At 70.7% G+C, this 18,124-nt stretch carries 17 protein-coding genes; 8 read left to right on the top strand and 9 right to left on the bottom strand.

Features of this window, described 5'->3' with window-relative positions; all coding sequences use genetic code 11:
• Positions 1-48: 48 nt before the first annotated feature.
• The 3 genes from AAIB33_RS10930 to msrB form a co-directional block, all read right to left on the bottom strand.
• Positions 49-3,792 carry a hypothetical protein gene (locus AAIB33_RS10930; RefSeq protein ID WP_345799989.1) on the bottom strand — a complete coding sequence of 1,248 codons (3,744 nt, stop codon included), beginning with the start codon at positions 3,790-3,792 and terminating at the stop codon, positions 49-51.
• Between the two features lie 332 nt (positions 3,793-4,124).
• Positions 4,125-4,679, bottom strand: coding sequence for a peptide-methionine (S)-S-oxide reductase MsrA (gene msrA / locus AAIB33_RS10925; RefSeq protein ID WP_345799988.1), 555 nt, complete (start codon positions 4,677-4,679; stop codon positions 4,125-4,127).
• Positions 4,676-5,143 (bottom strand): peptide-methionine (R)-S-oxide reductase MsrB, encoded by a 468-nt coding sequence (gene msrB / locus AAIB33_RS10920; protein WP_345799987.1) that lies wholly within the window; start codon positions 5,141-5,143, stop codon positions 4,676-4,678. The genes msrA and msrB overlap by 4 nt, the downstream gene beginning before the upstream one ends.
• 196 nt (positions 5,144-5,339) lie before the next feature.
• On the opposite strand from msrB, the gene AAIB33_RS10915 reads away from it, so the two are divergent.
• On the top strand, positions 5,340-5,912 hold the full coding sequence (locus AAIB33_RS10915) for a hypothetical protein (RefSeq protein ID WP_345799986.1): 573 nt from the start codon (positions 5,340-5,342) through the stop codon (positions 5,910-5,912).
• A gap of 8 nt (positions 5,913-5,920) precedes the next feature.
• Here AAIB33_RS10915 and AAIB33_RS10910 read toward each other — a convergent pair whose 3' ends face one another.
• Positions 5,921-7,786: a protein kinase gene (locus AAIB33_RS10910; RefSeq protein WP_345799985.1), complete on the bottom strand. Its 1,866-nt coding sequence runs from the start codon at positions 7,784-7,786 to the stop codon at positions 5,921-5,923.
• 265 nt (positions 7,787-8,051) lie between these two features.
• Between AAIB33_RS10910 and AAIB33_RS10905 the strand changes: the two genes are divergently transcribed.
• Positions 8,052-9,263 carry a trypsin-like peptidase domain-containing protein gene (locus AAIB33_RS10905; protein WP_345799984.1) on the top strand — a complete coding sequence of 404 codons (1,212 nt, stop codon included), beginning with the start codon at positions 8,052-8,054 and terminating at the stop codon, positions 9,261-9,263.
• A gap of 151 nt (positions 9,264-9,414) precedes the next feature.
• Positions 9,415-9,840 carry a hypothetical protein gene (locus AAIB33_RS10900; RefSeq protein ID WP_345799983.1) on the top strand — a complete coding sequence of 142 codons (426 nt, stop codon included), beginning with the start codon at positions 9,415-9,417 and terminating at the stop codon, positions 9,838-9,840.
• 48 nt (positions 9,841-9,888) lie between these two features.
• Here AAIB33_RS10900 and AAIB33_RS10895 read toward each other — a convergent pair whose 3' ends face one another.
• Entirely contained in the window at positions 9,889-10,707 is an 819-nt protein-coding gene (locus AAIB33_RS10895) for a hypothetical protein (protein ID WP_345799982.1), read from the bottom strand.
• 291 nt (positions 10,708-10,998) lie between these two features.
• Here AAIB33_RS10895 and AAIB33_RS10890 point away from each other — a divergent pair, with 291 nt between their 5' ends.
• A complete protein-coding gene (locus tag AAIB33_RS10890) occupies positions 10,999-11,553 on the top strand; it encodes an NYN domain-containing protein (protein WP_345799981.1) in 555 nt (184 codons plus the stop codon).
• Between the two features lie 69 nt (positions 11,554-11,622).
• Here the strand turns inward: AAIB33_RS10890 and AAIB33_RS10885 are convergent, their stop codons facing one another.
• Together AAIB33_RS10885 and AAIB33_RS10880 are read right to left on the bottom strand one after the other, a co-directional pair.
• On the bottom strand, positions 11,623-12,579 hold the full coding sequence (locus AAIB33_RS10885; RefSeq protein WP_345799980.1) for a lytic transglycosylase domain-containing protein: 957 nt from the start codon (positions 12,577-12,579) through the stop codon (positions 11,623-11,625).
• Positions 12,580-12,869: 290 nt separating this feature from the next.
• On the bottom strand, positions 12,870-13,448 hold the full coding sequence (locus AAIB33_RS10880) for a DNA starvation/stationary phase protection protein (RefSeq protein ID WP_345799979.1): 579 nt from the start codon (positions 13,446-13,448) through the stop codon (positions 12,870-12,872).
• A 221-nt stretch (positions 13,449-13,669) separates the two neighbouring features.
• On the opposite strand from AAIB33_RS10880, the gene AAIB33_RS10875 reads away from it, so the two are divergent.
• Positions 13,670-14,317 (top strand): CoA pyrophosphatase, encoded by a 648-nt coding sequence (locus AAIB33_RS10875; protein ID WP_345803421.1) that lies wholly within the window; start codon positions 13,670-13,672, stop codon positions 14,315-14,317.
• Positions 14,318-14,415: 98 nt separating this feature from the next.
• Here AAIB33_RS10875 and AAIB33_RS10870 read toward each other — a convergent pair whose 3' ends face one another.
• Entirely contained in the window at positions 14,416-15,381 is a 966-nt protein-coding gene (locus AAIB33_RS10870; protein WP_345799978.1) for an LLM class F420-dependent oxidoreductase, read from the bottom strand.
• Positions 15,382-15,669: 288 nt separating this feature from the next.
• On the opposite strand from AAIB33_RS10870, the gene AAIB33_RS10865 reads away from it, so the two are divergent.
• From AAIB33_RS10865 to AAIB33_RS10855, 3 genes are all read left to right on the top strand, one after another.
• Entirely contained in the window at positions 15,670-16,011 is a 342-nt protein-coding gene (locus tag AAIB33_RS10865) for a DUF2200 domain-containing protein (RefSeq protein ID WP_345799977.1), read from the top strand.
• Entirely contained in the window at positions 16,011-16,385 is a 375-nt protein-coding gene (locus tag AAIB33_RS10860) for a nitroreductase family deazaflavin-dependent oxidoreductase (protein ID WP_345799976.1), read from the top strand. The genes AAIB33_RS10865 and AAIB33_RS10860 overlap by 1 nt, the downstream gene beginning before the upstream one ends.
• 152 nt (positions 16,386-16,537) lie before the next feature.
• Complete coding sequence (locus tag AAIB33_RS10855) at positions 16,538-17,290, top strand: alpha/beta hydrolase (RefSeq protein ID WP_345799975.1); 753 nt, start codon at positions 16,538-16,540, stop codon at positions 17,288-17,290.
• Between the two features lie 90 nt (positions 17,291-17,380).
• Here AAIB33_RS10855 and AAIB33_RS10850 read toward each other — a convergent pair whose 3' ends face one another.
• On the bottom strand, positions 17,381-18,106 hold the full coding sequence (locus AAIB33_RS10850) for a GNAT family N-acetyltransferase (RefSeq protein WP_345799974.1): 726 nt from the start codon (positions 18,104-18,106) through the stop codon (positions 17,381-17,383).
• Positions 18,107-18,124 lie beyond the last annotated feature (18 nt).

The following is an 18,124-nucleotide window of genomic DNA, read 5'->3' as shown; positions in this document are numbered from 1 at the left end:
GATGCCGCGGCCCGGGCCGCGGCATCCACTGTTCTCATCGACGTGCGGTCAGCGCACCTCGACCGACACGGGCTTGGACGCCGTCTCGCCGTTCGCGTTGGCGAACACGGCGACGAGGACGTGCGTACCCCGGGCGACGCCCGTCAGGGCGACGGTCGCGCGCTGCGCGTTCGGCGTCTTGGCGGTGAGCTCGCCCGAGCCCACGACAACGCCGTCGAGCTCGAACCGGTAGGAGGTGGCGTTCGTGCCCCACCAGAGGTCGGCCGTCGCGGTGAACGAGCCGTCCTTGTCCCAGTTGTCGTGCGAGACGACGGGGACGCCCGGAGCCGCATTCGTCACCTTCACCGTCGTGGACGTCGTCGCGGTCGCGCCCTTCGCGTTGATGAGCTCACCCGTGTAGACGTAGGTGCCATTCGGCTTGCCCGCGAAGCTGACGCCCGTCGTCTGCGACTTCCCGGTCGTGACCGGCAGCACCTTGGTCGCCACGAGCGTCCCGTTCTCGTACAGGCGGAAGATGCTCCCCGGAGTGCCGGACCACAGGTTCATGACGACGTCGTAGTTGCCGTCATGAAGGCCGTACTCCCATCCGCTCGTGTTGGACAGGGTGCCGCGTCCGGGTGCGGTCTTCGCCGAGGCATCCGCCCGCACCGACAGGATGTGCGACGTCTCGGACGTGACGAGCCCCGCGTGGTTCGTCGCCGTCGCGACGATCTCGACGTCGCCGAAGAGACCGAGCTTCGCGAGGTCGACCGCGGCGTCGGCGGCCACCTCCGTGCCTCCGACCGTCACCGACAGCGAGCGGATGCCGCTCTCGGCGTCCGACGCCGAGATGGCGAGCTGCAGCGGCTTGTCCGCGATGACGGTGCCCGCTGGCAGGCCCGAGACGAGAGGCGCCGACTCGTCGGGCGCAGGGGCGCCCGTGTACCGGATCGAGGCGGCCGGCGCCGCGCCCATCCCCGCGCCGATGAAGTACGACGGGTGCGGCGGCTGGTTGTAGGCCGAGTTCTGCCCCGCGACCGACTGGCGGTACTGCGAGTCGTGCATGAGCGTCGGAAGGCGCGTCTCGGTGACGTCCGTCGTCGTGTAGATCCGGATGCCGCTGCCATCCGAGAGGCGGAACGCGAGCTCTTCGCGCCAGTCGCCGAACAGGTCGGCCTGGATGACGGGGTTGCCCTTCGTCGTGTTGTTCGTCAGGGTGCCGTCGAAGCGCTCGAGGAGCACCGACTTCTTCGCCGCCGGATCCCACTTCGAGACCGTCGGCACGCCCGAGGCGTTCGCCTCGCTGTAGTCGTGGTCGGTGATCTCACGCGTGAGGTCGCCGTCCCACCACGTGACGAAGTTCGCCGCGGGGATGTCGTTCGACAGCAGCTTCCCGTCCGAGGAGTTCAGCGAGCCGACCTTCGAGTTCCACGCGAAGTCGCCGCCGATGTTCCAGGCCTCCGCGCCCGGCGACGTCGGGTCGATGTCTGCCGCAGCGCCGCGGCCGGTGTCCTTCGTGCCCGGATTGGACCAGAGCACCTCGCCCGTCTCGGCGTCCCGCATCGACGCGATGACGCTGCCGTTGGATGCCGCGTCCTCGTGCACCGCGTAGACCTCGAGGCCCGGGCGGTCGATGACGAAGTCGCTCACGTGCAGCGCGTCGCCGTGCTGCAGCTTCGTGTTGTAGAGCGGCGTGCCGTCGTCGTCGATCGTCATCGAGCCGAAGACGATCTCGTCGAGGCCGTCGCGGTCGACGTCGGCCGGGACGAACTGGTGATTGCCCTGGCCCTCGTACGCCTTGCCGGCCACGTTCGAGTCGAAGTTCCACCGCTGCACGAGCTCGCCGTCGACGAGGTCCCACGCGACGATCACGGTGCGCGTGTAGTAGCCGCGGCTCGTGACGAGCGAGGGATGCTCGCCGTCGAGGTAGGCGACGCCCGCAAGGAAGCGGTCGACCCGGTTGCCGTAGGTGTCGCCCCACGCGCCGACGTTCCCGCGGCCGGGCACGTAGTCGACCGTGTCGATCGCGGCGCCCGTCTGGCCGTCGAAGACCGTGAGGTACTCGGGGCCGCTCAGGATGTAGCCGCTCGCGTTGCGGTAGTCCGCGGCGGCGTTGCCGATCACCGTGCCGACGCCGTCGACGGTGCCGTCGGCCGTCTTGAACGCGACCTCGGCCTTGCCGTCGCCGTCGAAGTCGAACACCTCGAGCTGCGTGTAGTGCGCGCCGGCGCGGATGTTGACGCCCAGGTCGATGCGCCACAGGCTCGTGCCGTCGAACTCCACGGCCTCGGCGTAGACCTTGCCGGTGTAGCCGGACTGCGAGTTGTCCTTCGAGATCGACGGCTGCCACAGGAAGACCAGCTCGTACTGACCGTCGCCGTCGACGTCGCCGACCGTGCCGTCGCCGGGCCAGTAGGTCACGGCCTTGCCGTCGGGCAGCGTGTAGTCCGCCGGCTTGTTCAGCGGGATGTCGAGGTAGTCCTGATCCCAGACCGCGAACTCGTCGGTGACGCTCACCTCGCGGTCGCCGACGTGCGCCGTGACGAGATAGGTCGAGTCGGCCGTGCCGTCGGCGTCGGTGTAGTTCGTCGTGTCGGTGATCGGCTTCTTCGTGATCTTGACGCCGTCGCGGTAGACGTCGAAGCCGAGCGCGCGGTCGTCGAGGCCGAGCAGGCGCCAGCCGAGGTAGACGCCGTCGTCGGTCTTCACGGCGACGGGGGAGCGGTCGAGGTACTCGGCCTGACGCACGAGAGTCGTCGCGACCTCGGTCGCGTAGGGCTCGGTGGCTGCCGAAGATCCGCCCGCGTTCTGCGCGACCACCTGGTACAGGTAGGGCCGCGTCGTCAGCACATCGGTGTCGGTGAACGTCGGGTCGGTCACCGTGGCCACGAGCTGGAACGGGAGGTCGGCGCGGGTGGAGCGCAGCACGCGCCACTGCGCGGCGTCGTCCGCGGCATCCCATCCGATGGTCACGGAGTTGCGCTCGATCGCCGTCGTCGTGACGCCGGTCGGGACGCCGGGCTTCGCAACGGAGGCGTCGACGACGGATGCCGAGACCCGGTCGCTCTGGCGCGAGACGCGGTCCCCCTTCACGGTGGCGACGGTGTAGTCGTACGACTCGCCGAGCTCGACCTTCGTGTCGGCGAAGCTCGTGCCGTCCGTGCGGCCGATCTGGGTGAGTGCGCCGCCCGGGGCCGAGCGGAAGACGGCGTAGCCGGTCGCGCCCTCGACGGGCTGCCAGCTGAGGTCGACGGTCTCGTCGGTCGCGTGGACGGACGTGGCCAGCCCCGTAGGAGCCGCAAGCGGGGTCTGCACGCGGATGCCGTTGATGCGGCCGTCGCCGCCCGTGACGCGGATCGTCAGCTGCCCGTCGGCCACGGCGATCGCGGGGAAGAGCTGCTCGTGCACCTGACCGGTCGTCGTCCGCGGGCCGGCGAACGCGGTGCCCTCGATGTCGAAGCTCGTGGCGTTGCCGGCGATGAGGTCGCCGGCCCACGTCGTGACCTCGTAGGTGCCGTTGGGCACGTCGACGGCGAAGACCTGGGTCCCGCCGATCGTGAAGTCGCGTGCCATGAGGTCCTCGCCGCCGCGGTCGCGGAAGCCGTTGCTCGCGGGGGCGGTGGTGAACCCATAGCCTCGGGCAGCGCTGTACGCCGTGCCGGGATTCACCCCGAGCCAGCCGCTCGCGACGGGGCTCGAGGGGCCGCCGAAGTCGAACGCGAAGTCGACCCCTTCTTCCGCGCTGGCCGGTGCTGCGGCGGCAAGCGCGCCCGATGCGACGAGCGCCGATGCGGCGACGGCGGTGACGATCACTCTCCATTGCTGGGGACGACGAGTATGACTCACGGAATCTCCCTTGATCTGCGTGCTCCCGCACCGTCGACGTTCGGCCGATGTGGGAAAGCGCTTCCCGAATAAGCGCTTTCCCATCCTCGCGGCTTCAGGGGTGCGCGGTCAAGGGCGACGTGCCCCGCGCCCGCCACCAGCCCGCCGCGCACCCTCGCTCGCGCCGAGACTGGTGGTTCCGTCGAGACCAGGGAGCGTGCCACTCGGTCTCGGCGGATCCCCCCGGTTCGCGAAGAGGAGAAGGGCCGGACACACGGGATGCCGCGACCCGGCGGGCCGCGGCATCCATTGTCCGAGGACTACGCCGTCGCGTCGGCGCGCTTGGGCAGCACCCATCCCGCGCGCGGGAAGTGGCACGTGTAGCCGTTGGGGTACGTGATCAGGTAGTCCTGGTGCTCGGGCTCGGCCTCCCAGAACGGGCCGGCGGGCTCGATCGTCGTGACGGCCTTGCCGGGCCACAGCCCCGAGGCGTCGACGTCGGCGATCGTCTCGCGCGCGACCTGCTCCTGCTCGGGTGTGAGCGGGAAGATCGCCGAGCGGTAGCTCGTGCCGATGTCGTTGCCCTGGCGGTTGAGGGTCGACGGGTCGTGGATCTGGAAGAAGAACGCCAGGATGTCGCGGTACGACGTCTTCGAGGGGTCGAACACGATCTCGACGGCCTCCGCGTGACCGGGATGCTTGCGGTAGGTGGCGTGGGCGTTCTCGCCGCCCGTGTAGCCGACGCGCGTGTCGAGCACGCCGGGCTGGCGGCGGATGAGGTCCTCCATGCCCCAGAAGCATCCGCCCGCGAGGACGGCCGTCTCGGTGCCGGGGGTGCGGGTGATCTCGCCGGTGTCGAAAGGTCCGCTGGTCATGATGCAGTCTCCTGGTCGGTGGTGAAGAGGTTTCGGTACGCGCCGTAGCCCTCGGTCTCGAGGTCGGCGACGGGGATGAACCGCAGCGAGGCCGAGTTCATGCAGTATCTCAGGCCACCGGCATCCCGTGGGCCGTCGTGGAACACGTGGCCCAGATGGCTGTCGGCGCCCGACGAGCGCACCTCGGTGCGCGGGACGATCATCTTCCAGTCGGTCTTGGTCGTGACGGCGTCGCGGTCGATGGGCCGGGTGAAGCTCGGCCATCCGGTGCCGCTGTCGTACTTGTCGTTCGACGAGAACAGCGGCTGCCCGGAGACGACGTCGACGTAGATGCCGGGCTCGTGGTTGTTCCAGTACGCGTTGCGGAAGGCGGGCTCGGTGCCGTCCTCCTGTGTGACGCGGTACTGGGTGTCGCTGAGACGGCTGAGCGCCTCGGCGGTCTTGCGGTAGTCCTGGTCGGTCACAGTTCCTCCTCGGGAGACGCGGCTGGCTGCGGCGTCATAGAGGAAGAACGGATGCCTCTGCCGATTTGGTCCCGCGAGGCTGGGAGCGGGCTGTGAGTTCTGCTGTCCTCAGCACACGTGGACGGACCGAGTCAACCCCGCATCGCGGTCCGGTGATCAGAAGGGAGGGTGGCCGTTCCCTACGAAAGGAAACGACATGTCAGGACGTGACACCATCATCCGAAGCCTTCAGGACGTGGGCCTCGCCGGATGGTTCGGCGGCTCTCTCATGGGCGCCATCGGCCTCAACGGCGGCGCGGCCACGGCTTCCTCGCCGGCCGAGCGACTCACGATCTCGTCGGCGGGTTGGGCGCGCTGGGCGCCGGTGCAGTGGGCGCTGATCGGCGCGCACGCCCTCGGCGGCATCGCCCTGATCTTCAGCAACAAGGAGCGGCTCGCGACGCAGGGCGAGGCGCGCACCAACACGATCGTCAAGACCTGCCTCGAGCTCGCGGCCGGCGCCGTCACCGTCTACTCCGGATTCCTCGGCATGAAGATGGCGAAGAACGCGCCGCAGGGCACCGAGGGCGTCACCGAACCGGCGGACGGCGCATCGACCGAGCTGACGTCGGCGCAGAAGCAGCAGAAGGTGCTGCAGTGGGTGATCCCCACGCTGACGGCGGTCCTGCTCGTGCTCGGCGCCCAGCAGGGCGAGCAGCAGCGGCCGGTCGCGGGGCGTCTGAAGGGCAAGGCGGATCGGCTCGCGGCTCTGACTCTCAGGCGCCGCTGAGGGCCGGGTCAGAGCTCGGTGCTGCTCAGCACGTCGGTCTCGGCGATCTTCAGCACGCCGTCCTCGTCGACGAAGCGGTACGCCGTCGCCTCCCGCACGACCCGCCCGTCGGTGAAGCGGTAGGTCAGGGTCGCCTGTCCGCGATCCGGGCCGGAGGCCGTGACATCGGCGACGGCGACGTCGCTGACGCCCGACCAGAAGGCCTCGTAGCCGCTGCGTCCGCCCGCGTGGTTCTCCTGATAGTCCGCGGTCATGAGAGGCCACGCGGCGTCGCGCTGCTCGGGCATCAGGGCGTAGTACCCCGTGATCGCGTCGACCACACGCTGCTCGGGAGTCTGCGCGGGCGGAGCGGATGGCGTGGGTTCCTGTGCGACGGGTGAGGGCGTCGCCGACGGTGCGGGCGGCGGCGACTCCTCGGGCGGAGTCGTCGTCGACGTGGCTGCCGTCGGCGTGGATGCGGCGGACGGCGACGCGTCGCCGAGCGGGCCCGCTCGCAGCGGATCCATCAGCACCCACGCGCCGATGCCGATGGCGGCGAGAAGGATCAGGATGCCGACGGCGAGCGTCGCGCGGAGGACGCCAGCCCGGGGCCGCGTCTCGCTCGTCGGGGTGGGCGCGCCGGTCGTCTGCACGGGAGGGGCCGGCCGTTCCAGCGGCTCCGTCTCGGCGGTGAGCGGCATGTGGTGAGCCGGCCGATCGACGCGGAGGGTCTCGGCCGTCGGCTCCCTCGACGCATCGGCGATCCGCGCGCTCGGCGCATCGGCGATCTGCTCGGTCGGCGTGTCCTCGATCCGCTGGGTCGACGCATCGGCGATCCGCTCGGTCGGCGCATCGGCGATCCGCTCGGTCGGCGCCTCCGCGATCCGCTCGGTCGGCGCATCGGCGATCCGCTCGGTCGGCGCATCCGACCCCGCTCGGCCGGAGGCGGCGTCCTGAACCGGCTCGGTCGCAGCATCCTGCATCTGTGCCGCCTGGGCCTCCGCGATCGGCTCGGTCGTCCAGTCCTCGGGGACGGGCGCCGTCGCCGCGATGACTGTGGCCGGCACATCGACGTTGCCCTGCTGCATGCCGCTCAGCGATTCGACGACCGACGACATGGTCGGCCGGCGCTTCGGCTGGGTCGCGAGCATCCGCCGCAGGAGCGGTGCGAGCGGTCCGGCATGCTTCGGAGCGGGATAGCCGCCGCGGGCGACCTTGTGGAGCAGTGCGATGGCATTCGGCTCCGCGCCGAACGGCGGCTCGCCCTCCGTCATCGCGTAGAGCGTGGAGCCCAGGGAGAAGACATCCGACGCGAAGCTCGTCGGCAGGCCGCGCGCCGCCTCGGGCGCGAGATACGCGGGGGTGCCGTGGATGAGACCCGTCGCGGTGATGGTGGCATCTCCGAGGGCGTGCGAGATGCCGAAGTCGCTGATCATCGCCGACCCGTCGGCCGCGATGAGGATGTTGCCGGGTTTGACGTCGCGGTGCACGATCTTCAGGGCGTGAGCCGCCGCGAGCGCCGACGCGATCTGGGCGCCGATGCGCGCCGTCTCAGCGGGGGAGAACGTGCCGTGCTCGCGGAGGAGCACCGACAGCGGGGTCGATTCGATGAGCTGCATCACGATGCACGGCTGGCCGTCGTGTTCGACGACGTCGAAGACCGTCACGGCGTGCGGATGGTGCAGGCCCGCCGTGATGCGCGCCTCGCGCATGGCGCGATCCGTGGCGACCTGGCGCTCCGCATCCGTCGACTCCGGCTGCGTGCGCAGCATCTTGAGGGCGACCGTGCGGTGGAGTCTCTCGTCCCAGGCCTCCCAGACCACCCCCATTCCGCCCGCGCCGAGCATCCTGACCAGCCGATAGCGGTCAGCGACGAGGGCGGACGGGGTGCTCATCGGGATTCCGCTCCTTGCAGGATCTCCCGATGCTCGCGCGCAGGAGGCCAGAGCATCAGGGGGTTGCGACCCACGCCGCCCGTATGGAAGGGGGCCGCGCCCGCACCGCCGCGAGCCTGAGCGGACCATGAGCGCAAGCGATGGCGGGGCTGAGCGCGGAGTGTGAAAGAGCCCGGTCGGGAGTGACGCAAAGGAGACGCATAGCTTTTCGCTCGGCCCTTCCGAGCGTTGATTGCTGTCATCGGATCGACGAGAGGAACCATCCATGTCCGACAGCACCGCAAACCCCCGCCGTCCGCGCCGCCGGCTCTACGCGTCCGCCGCCGCGACCCTCGCCTGTGCGGGAGCGCTGGCGTTCGGCATCCCGACCGCCGCGAACGCCGCGCCGGCGCAGACCGTCGCCTCCGCCTACCCCGGATGGTCGAACGGCTACGGCTCGAACGGCTACAGCTCAAACGGCTACGGCTCGAACGGGTACGGTTCAGGCGGCTACGGCTCGAGCTCGTACGGCTCGCCGTCGTCGGTCGCCGATGCCACCCCCGCGAACGCCGACGAGTCGACCGGTCTCGTGCTCATCGACACCGTCCTCGGGTACCAGGATGCCGCGGCGGCCGGCACGGGCATGGTGCTGACGAGCAACGGCCTCGTCCTCACGAACAACCACGTGGTCGCCGGCTCGACCCAGATCCGGGTGACGATCGCCTCCACCGGCGAGACGTACACGGCGAAGGTCGTCGGAACGGACGCGCAGGACGATGTCGCTCTGCTGCAGCTGCAGGGCGCCTCGGGTCTCGCGACGGTGACGATCGACCAGGATGCCGAAACCATCGGCCAGGCGGTCACCGCCGTCGGCAACGCGAAGGGCGGCGGCGTGCTGCTCGCCGCCGACGGGCAGATCATCGACCTCGACACGACCGTCACGACGGCCGCGGAGGGCAGCGCACCGGGCGAGACGCTCGACGGCATGATCCAGATCTCGGCCGATGTCGTCTCGGGCGACTCGGGCGGCGCGCTTCTGGATGCGCAGGGCGAGGTCGTCGGAATGACGACGGCGGCCTCCACCGGCACGGCGAACACGACGGCCTGGGCCATCCCGATCGAGGACGCGCTCGCGATCGCGAAGCAGATCGTGAACGGCGACGAGTCCGACGGCGTCACGATCGGCTACCCCGCCTTCCTGGGCGTGGGACTCGCGCAGCAGAGCACATCGCCGGCGCGCAGCCGCTACGGCACCTCGACGTCAGCCACCGGTGCGCTCATCGCGGGCGTCTACCAGGGCACCCCGGCCGACGAGGCCGGGCTCACCGGCGGCGACACCATCACGGCCGTCGACGGCACCGCCGTGACCGACGCCTCGACGCTCAGCTCGCTGCTCTCGGCGCGCAATCCGGGTGACACCGTGACCCTCACGTGGGTCGATGCCTCGGGCTCGACGCGCTCGGCCGCCGTCACGCTCGTCGCGGGCCCGGTGGCCTGACGAACGACGTCCGAGTCAGCCGCCGCGCGACCCGCCAGGTCGCGCGGCGGCTGTTCGTGACGGTCGCGACCGCCCCTCACCCCGAGGCGGCGGGTGAGAATCGAGTATGGCAGCGGCATCCACTCCTCCCGGCCCGGGGGAGGGCCTCATCATGGGTTGGAATCCGGGGCTGTGGGACGAGTGGCCGGGCTCCTACGCCGCCGTCGTGCGCCGAGTCGCGTCGGGGATGCCGTATGTGACCCAGTGGTCCGTCGGTTCGCGGCGCGAGGTGGGGCCGGGCGCCGACGCGTGGCTGCTGCGTCAGGGCGGTTCGTACGGGATCATCGGCCACGGCGTCGTGCTGTCGCATCCGTACGAGGACGTCCACTTCGCCGACGCGCGACGCACGGCGAGCTTCGTCGAGGTGTCGTTCGACTCGCTCGTCGTCGAGAGCGACCGGATTCCGCGCGACCTGCTCGAGGTGCTCGTGCCCGAGATCGCCTGGCGGTTCCAGTTCCGCTCGGGCAATCGGGTCGGTGCCGACGCGAATCGCCGGCTGCACGATCTCTGGCGCGACGCCACTCGGCACGTCGAGTGACGGGTGCTCCGCCGGACGCCGCATGGCGCCGGCGGAGCACCCGATGGATCAGAAGTCGTACACCGTGCCGCCGGCCGAGATCGCGTGGATCACGCCGTCGCCGAGGACGCCCGACCCGAGCGAGAACGCGATGCCGTACACCTGGGCGTTCGGGTACAGCGCCGACCACTGCGCGAGGGTGCCGTGGTGGGACGAGCCCGAGCCCCCGCCGACGACGGGGGCCTCGATGCCCTTGTCGATGCCGGACTGCGTGAGCCAGAGGTCGTCGCCGCCGTAGGCGGCCTCCCACACGAGGGTGCCGGTCTGCCCGTTGCCGAAGTTCACGAAGAGGTTGAGACCCGGCGCGGGGGTCGTTCCCGTCCAGTCGAGATCGAGCGGGCCCGCCTGCGACAGCGGGAACGAGGCGACGGTGCCGAGGGAGACCTTCGCCTGGCTCGAATTGTCGGTCGTCCAGACGTGGAGTCCGGTCTCGACGCACTCGTAACGGCCGTTGAGCCGCGTGTCGATGTCGACCCAGCCCTCGATGCACGCGAGCGGGTCAGCACCCAGCAGCACCGAGTAGTGCCCGATGTCCTTGCCCGATGAGTGGCTGAACGTGATCCGGGTCGCGCCGGCCGGCACGGTGACGGCTTCGGGGCGGAGGCCCTGCTTCGCCGACCCCGCCTTGACGCACACGGCGAGGATGACCTGGCCCGCCGGAGCCGTGTAGGTCACCTGCTTGACGCCCGGACCGGGGTCGATGTGCCCCGTGGAGTAGTCGGCGCAGACGTTGCCGGTCGGCGGAGCGGCCGACGCTGCCGCGACCCCGAACGGGGCGATCAGCAGAGCGGCGGCCAGGACCATGCCCGCGAGCATCCTGTGCTTCATGTTCGTACCCTTCCTTTTCCCCTGGGGTGCATGACCCCCAAGCCGGGAGCCCGTCGGGTCGGGTCATCCAGGGGAGAAGAGCGCGCAGCAGGATGCCTCACCCTGCCTGTGAAGTCCGGCATCGGCATCGCACCCCCAAGGTCGATGGCTCACGCGGGCGCATGCGCACCGCTCGCCCGTGCACCTCTGCGCGAGCGTCTTTCCCCAGGGTTCACACTCTGGCACAGGGCTGCGACATCCACGAGCGCGGTCCTGCTACGTTCGACTCGAATCGGCCGAATCGGAGGCGGAATGGCGGAGCGCATCACGTGGCTGCTGGTCGACGGCGAGAACATCGACGCGACCCTCGGAGCATCGATCCTCGGGCGGCGTCCGCAGCCGGAGGAGCGGCCGCGCTGGGACCGCCTCCTCGCCTTCGTCACCGATCGCTGGAATCAGCCCGCGAAGGGGCTCTTCTTCCTCAATGCGAGCACGCATCTGCCGATGCCCTTCGTGCAGGCGCTGCTCGCCCTGGGCTATCAGCCCGTGCCGCTCTCCGGCCCCGCCGACGAGAAGGTCGTCGACATCGCGATCCAGCGCACGCTGCGGGCCCTCGCCGAGCGCGAGGGCGACGTCGTGCTCGTCAGCCACGATCGCGACTTCGTCGAGGATCTGTCCCGCCTCACCGATCAGGGCCGCCGTCTCGGAGTGCTCGCGTTCCACGAGTTCCGCAGCACCGAGTACACGGGGCTCCCCGGCGTCGAGTTCTTCGACCTCGAGTACGACGTCCAGGCTTTCGACGCGCGGCTGCCGCGCGTGCGCGTCATCCCGATCGACGAGTTCGATCCCGCTCAGTTCCTCGGCTGACCGCGGGAGAACGAGCGAGGGGAGGGATGCCGTCGGCATCCCTCCCCTCGTAGAGCTCGGTCCGGAAGGTCAGTACCAGCCGGTCGACTGCGAGTGCGACCACGCGCCGCACGGCGTGCCGTAGCGGCCCTGGACGTAGCCGAGGCCCCACAGCACCTGCGTCGCGGCGTTGGTCTGCCAATCGGCGCCGGCCGACCCCATCTTGCTGCCGGGGAGGGCCTGCGGGATGCCGTAGGCGCCGCTGCCGCGGTTGTAGGCCTGGTAGTTCCAGCCGGACTCCTTGTTCCAGAGTGCGACGAGGCAGCCGAACTGGTCGTCGCCCCACCCACGGCTCGCGAACTGCGAGTGGGCGAAGGCCTGCGCGCCGGCGGGGCTGTTGTCGCCGTTGCCGTTGCCCGAGGGGATCGGCACCGAGGGTGCAGACGAGGACCGGGTGGACGAGTGGGCGGGCGACGAGGTGGACGCCTTGGCCTTCGCAGCCGCGGCGGCGGTAGCGGCGGCGGCCGCCTCCTGGCGCGCCTTCTCCTCGGCCTCCTGCTGGGCCTTGAGGGCCTTCGCGGCGTCGAGGCTGCCGCGGAGGCTCGCGACCTCCTGGTTGGCCGAGGTCACCAGCGCCGTGACGCCGTCGGTGACCGAGGGCAGGAACGGCTCGGGCAGGTGGCCGATGCCGGTCTCGAGGCGCGCGGCGGCGGCCTGGAGGTCGGTCGTGTCGACGGTCGTGTCGGCGACGCCGATGTCGAGGCCGGACGACGCGATGTCGGACGTGACGCTCTGCGCGGCCGTGACGGCGGCGGCGGCGGCATCGACCGCCGCCTGAGCGTCGGAGGTCGTGGGGTCGGCGGCGGCGACCGTCGCCTTCGTGGTCGAGAGGGGGGTCGAGTACGAGGCGAGGGCGAAGCTCGGGGTGCTTCCCGAGGCCTCGGCCGTCGAGACCGGCACTGCTTCGGCGATCCCGACGATGGTCAGCACGCCGACGGCAGCGGCGGCGGCGACGAGGACGGGGCGGCGGCGAGCGCGACGCTCCACGAGTCGGCGGGTTCGGCGGGCAGGCGTGGCGGGCGTAGTCGAGCGCATAAAGGATTCGGGTTCCGTGTCAGTAAGTCGGCGCCGGCGAGGTCGACGCTTCAGCCGCTGTTGCGACACAAAACCCAGATCCTGCAGGTGTTTTCTGAGCGTTATCTGAACGTTACCTGGACGCGGCCGCTCGGGGCTGCGCTTTGCGGCCCTTCCGGCCGTCGGTTCTCGCCCCCTCGGCGACGCCCGCCGGCGCCGCCGAGAGGGCCGGAAAACCGCGGTTCAGCGCATGGTTCCGGCGATCAGCGCGCGGCCGGCCGGCGGTTCTCGGCGCTCGTCATCCACGTGAGCTGTTCAAGTGCCTCGAGAATCGCATGAAGGATGTCGGCGGAGGTCGGATCCTCCTCGTCCACATCGTCGTGCACCTCTCGGCAGGTGCCCGTCGTCGCCTCGAGACGCTCCGTCATGAGGTCGATGACGTCGGCCGTGTCGATCTCGCCCTGCGGGAACTCGGGCAGGCTCGTCGTCTCGGCGACGGTGTCGCTGCGCCCGTCGGGGAGGGCGTGCAGAGCGCGCATCCGCTCCGCCACGGTGTCACTGAAGGTGCGGGCGGCGTCGACGATTTCGTCGAGCTGGCGATGCGTGTCGCGGAAGTTCTTGCCGACGACGTTCCAGTGCGCCTGCTTGCCCTGGGTCGCGAGCTCGATCAGATCGACGAGCACGCGCTGCAGGTTGCCGCTGAGCGACTCGGAGGCGCGGAATCCGCTCTCGGCGTTCTGCTCGTCGGTCAGCATCGCTCCGCTCTTCGCGGGACGGCGCCGGTTCTTCGTGGCGGCTCCCGTGCTCGCGGTCGAGGTCTTCTTGGTCGCGGTCGCAGGCATGTCGTGTCCTTTCCGTATGCGGTCCTCCGACGGTAGGTCGAGGCCCCTCCGCGAGTCGTGGGATTGCGGATCGCCCGCGGGTGGTGCTACGCCGACGTCCGCGCCGCGGGATGCCGCGCCCTGGCGTCCGCGGTGCGGCGTAGCCTGAGCGGGTGCGTGTCGAGAAATCGCTGGGGGCCAGAGCGGAGCTCGCGGCTCTCGCCGATCGGGCGACGACCACCCTGGGCGCCTTCGCGGGCTTCGACGAGGGGATCGATCCTCGCCCCGCGGCGGTGCTGATCCTGTTCGGCGTGCTCGACGCGCTGCCGAGCGACCACGACGCGCAGGCACAAGCCGTCTCGAGTGACCTCGACCTGCTGCTCCTGGCCCGCGCCACGACGCTCCGCTCGCATCCGGGCCAGGTCGCCTTCCCGGGCGGCCGAATCGATCCCGGCGACGACGGTCCGACGGCCGCCGCGCTCCGCGAGGCACGGGAGGAGACGGGCCTCGATCCCGCGGGCGTCGAGGTGCTCGGCACCCTGCAGGCGATCCCGCTCGTGTATTCGCAGCACCTCGTGACGCCCGTGCTCGGGTGGTGGCGGCATCCCTCGCCCGTCCGTGTCGTCGATGTCGCGGAATCCGCCGATGTCTTCCGGGCCCCCGTCGCCGATCTGCTCGACCCCGGCAACCGCGGAGTGACCGTCATCCGGCGGGACGGGCAGGAGTGGCGCGGCCCGGGTTTCCGGGTGACGCTCGAGGGGCGTGAGCACGTCGTGTGGGGATTCACCGGGATGCTGCTCGACGGCCTCTTCGACCGGCTCGGCTGGACCGAGCCGTGGGACCGCACGCGCGAGCTCCCGCTCGAGCCGACCCTCGACCACGGCCGCTGACGCCCCGCCGGGGCCCCAGGCCCGCCCCGGTCCCCGAGCCCCGAACCTGGTCCCCGAGCTTGTCGAGGGGTCGAGTCCGACACCTCCGGGGACGCGCGTCAGAGGGCGCGCAGCCGCTCCAGCAGCGGCTCCGCCGCCTCGGCGAGGAACCGGTCCTGGCTCTCGTCGCCGATCTGCACGAGCGCGACGTCGGTGAACCCCGCCTCGAGGTACGGCCGAACGCTCTCCGCGAGCTCATCGAGATCGGGCCCGCACGCGATCTGTTCGGCGACGTCCTCGGGTCGCACGAACTGGCTCGCGGCCGTGAACGACGCGGGAGTCGGAAGCTCGCTGTTGACGCCCCACCCGCCGGCGAACCAGCGGAACTGCTCGTGCGCGCGCTCGATCGCGGCATCCCGATCCGGATCCCAGCAGATCGGGATCTGGCCGATCGCGCGGGACTCGCCGTCGTGTTCCTGCATCCATCCTTCGACGAGGTCGGACTTCGGCTCGACGGCGATCATGTGGTCGCCGAGCGGCGCGAACGATGCGATCGACGCCTCGCCCGATACGGCGACGCCGATCTCGACGGGGGAGTCGGGCACGTCCCACACGCGCGCCGAGTCGACGCGGAAGTACTCGCCGTCGTACGTCACGAGGTCGCCCGTGTGGAGGGCGCGGATGATCTCGATCGCCTCCTCGAGCTTCGTCTGCCGCACGTCGACGCTGGGCCAGCCCTCGCCGACGACGTGCTCGTTGAGGTTCTCGCCGGATCCGAGTCCCAGGATGAACCGCCCCTCGCTGAGAAGCTGCAGCGTCGCCGCCTTCTGCGCCACGACGGCGGGGTGGTAGCGCGTCGTCGGGCACGTCACGTACGTCATGAGCTCCACGCGCGAGGTCGCCTGCGCGACCGCGCCGAGCACCGTCCACGCGTAGGGGGAATGGCCCTGGCTCACAAGCCACGGCGAGTAGTGGTCGCTCGAGACCTCGAAGTCGAAGCCCACGTCCTCCGCGGCCTGCGCGTACCGGACGAGCTCGCGGGGCCCGCTCTGCTCGCACATGAGGGTGTAGCCGAATTGCGCCATGATTCCTCCGTTCGCCCACGGCCCGGAACGGCCGCGGCTCTTGCGACGCTACGGCGGCACCCGCCAGGCGCCCGGGGGATTGGCATCCGCCCGGGCACCTGCTAGCAGCGTCGCCCACCCGGCCCTCGGCGCCTCCGGTCCGCCGCCCCCGCAAGCGTGCCGAATTCCGGCTGGCTGGTGCGGGAGTGCGGTCGGCGGGGCGGTTCGCCGGCGTGTCGTCCCATCGAGCCGGAGTTCGGCACGCGGCCACCGGGTGACATCGACCGGACGGTTTCGTACGCTGGCGACGTGCACCGGATCTTCACGACGACGTTCGCGTCGGTCTACCCGCTCTACGTGAACAAGGTCGAGCGCAAGGGCCGCACCAGCGACGAGCTCGACGAGGTCATCGAGTGGCTCACGGGCTTCGACGACGACGAGCTGCGCCGCCATATCGACGAGCACACGACCTTCGAGGACTTCTTCGCCGACGCCGACCTCAATCCGAACGCGACGATGATCACGGGCGTCGTCTGCGGCATGCGGGTCGAGCAGATCGAAGACCCGCTCATGCAGAAGATCCGCTACCTCGACAAGCTCGTCGACGAGCTCGCGAAGGGCCGGCCCCTGCAGAAGATCCTGCGCGCCTGATGGCCGAGCGAGCCCGGATCCAGACGGCGTTCGAGCCGGTCGCGCGTGCGCTGGCCGGGAAGCGCTGGTTTCCGCTGTGGGCGGTCATCCACCACCGCGGGCGGAAGAGCGGCACGGAGTTCGCGACGCCCATCGCCGTCGTGCCCACATCCGACCGGAGCATCGTGCTCATCGGGCTGCCGTGGGGCACGACGACCAACTGGGCGCGCAATGTCGTGGCGGCGCAGGGCGCAGACCTCACCTGGAAGGGTCGCACCATCCGGACAACCGATCCTCGCATCGTCGATCCGACGGAGGCTGCCGCTCTCGCCCGCCCCGCGTTCCGGTTCATCGTGAAGCGGATGCCCGGCGCCATCGTGCTGCGGACAGCATGACCCGCCGCACCCGGCGCCGTGTGAATTCTTTGTAAACGGACTCCCGCCCGGCGTGGGAGCGCTCCTAATGTGTGGACTGCGTCCGGCACAGCACTCGGGGCGCGATCCACATCAGCTGCCGCGACGTCGCGGCGCGGAAGATCGGAAATCGAATGCCGGAAGACAAGCCCACCATCGTCCTCGTCCACGGAGCGTGGGCGGACGCGTCGAGTTGGAACGCCATCATCCCGCCCCTCCAGGCCGAGGGATTCACGGTTCTCGCACCCCCGAACGAGCTGCGGGGCCTCGAAGGCGATGCGGCCTCCATCGCCTCTTTCCTCGCGCAACGCACCTCGGGTCCCGTCGTGCTCGTCGGGCACTCCTACGGAGGCGCCGTCATCACCAACGCCGGCGCGAAGGGCGGCGACGTGCGCGCCCTCGTCTTCGTCGACGCGTTCCTCCCCGACGAGGGGGAGAACATCGTCCAGATCCTCGGCGGCTCGGGGTCCGCGCTCGATGTCGCCGACCCGACGACGGTGCTCGACGTGGCCGTCTACCCCGGCGCGCCCGACGGCATCATCGACGCGTACCTCAAGCCCGAGACGGTGCACACGGCCTTCGCCCAGGACCTGCCCGAGGCCGATCGCGACCTCATCGTCGCGACGCAGCGCCCGGCATCCCTGCTCATCAACATCACGCCGTCGGGCGAGCCGGCGTGGAAGACGATCCCGAGCTGGGCCGTGCTCGGCACGCTCGACTTGACGATCCCGATCGAGACGCAGCGCCGCATGGCGGAGCGCGCCGGTGCCACGATCACCGAGGTCGAGGGCTCGCACGTCTCGATGGTGTCGCAGCCGCACGCGACGCTCGACGCGATCCACGCGGCCGTCGCCGCCGTCACGTCGGAGGTCGGCGCCCTCAGCTGACCGGCGGGCCTGCTCTCCGGCATCCCGAACCGGATGCCGGGGAGCAGCCGTCTGCGCGGGATGCGGCGGCTAGTGCCGGCGCGAAGGCGTCTAGGCCGGCGTGCGGATCGCAGAGAACACCGTGCGGCGGCGCAGCGCGAAGCCGAGGCGCTCGTACGCGGCGATCGCGCCGACGTTCGTCGCGGCCGCGTGCAGCAGGGCGCGGTCCCCGCGCTGCTGGATGTGGAACGCCACGTCGAGCACGAGCCGCGACGCGAGTCCCTGACGTCGGAAGTCGGCGTCGGTCGCGACGGCGCTGATCTCGGTCCAGCCGTCGGGGTGCAGGCGCTCGCCCGCCATGGCGACGAGCCGGCCCTCGCGGCGGATGCCGATGTAGCGGCCGAGCTCGTACGTGCGCGGACGGAAGGGGCCCGGCTGGTTGCGCTCGACGATCGCGAGCATCTCCGCCGCGTCTTCGGCGCCGAGCTCGATCGCCTCGTCGTCGGGACGGGGCTTCAGCGCCTCGGTCTGGACGAGTTGCACGCCCTCACCGCCACCGAGGAACTGCCAGCCCTCGGGAAGCTCGCCGTCGAACCCCGACAGCCCGATCTCGGCTCCCGGGCCGACGAGGTCGAGGAGGGCATCCCAGACGGCAGGATCGTCCCACGTGCGGACGGCGACGAACGGCGCGACGTCTTCGGGGTAGCGGCGCACGAGGTCGCCGCCGATCGCGAACCGCGCGTGCGGGCCGGTCAGCGCGAACCACGCGGGGTTGTCGAGCACGACCTCGTCGGCGTGCGGGCTGTCGAGAAGGGGGGATGCTGCGGTCTCGGGCACGCATCCACTCTTCGGCGT

Origin of the sequence: Microbacterium sp. AZCO, assembly GCF_039614715.1 — a bacterium.
GTDB lineage: Bacteria > Actinomycetota > Actinomycetes > Actinomycetales > Microbacteriaceae > Microbacterium.
Note: the sequence above shows the minus strand (reverse complement) of the source record. Positions and strands in the feature narration are given on the sequence as shown.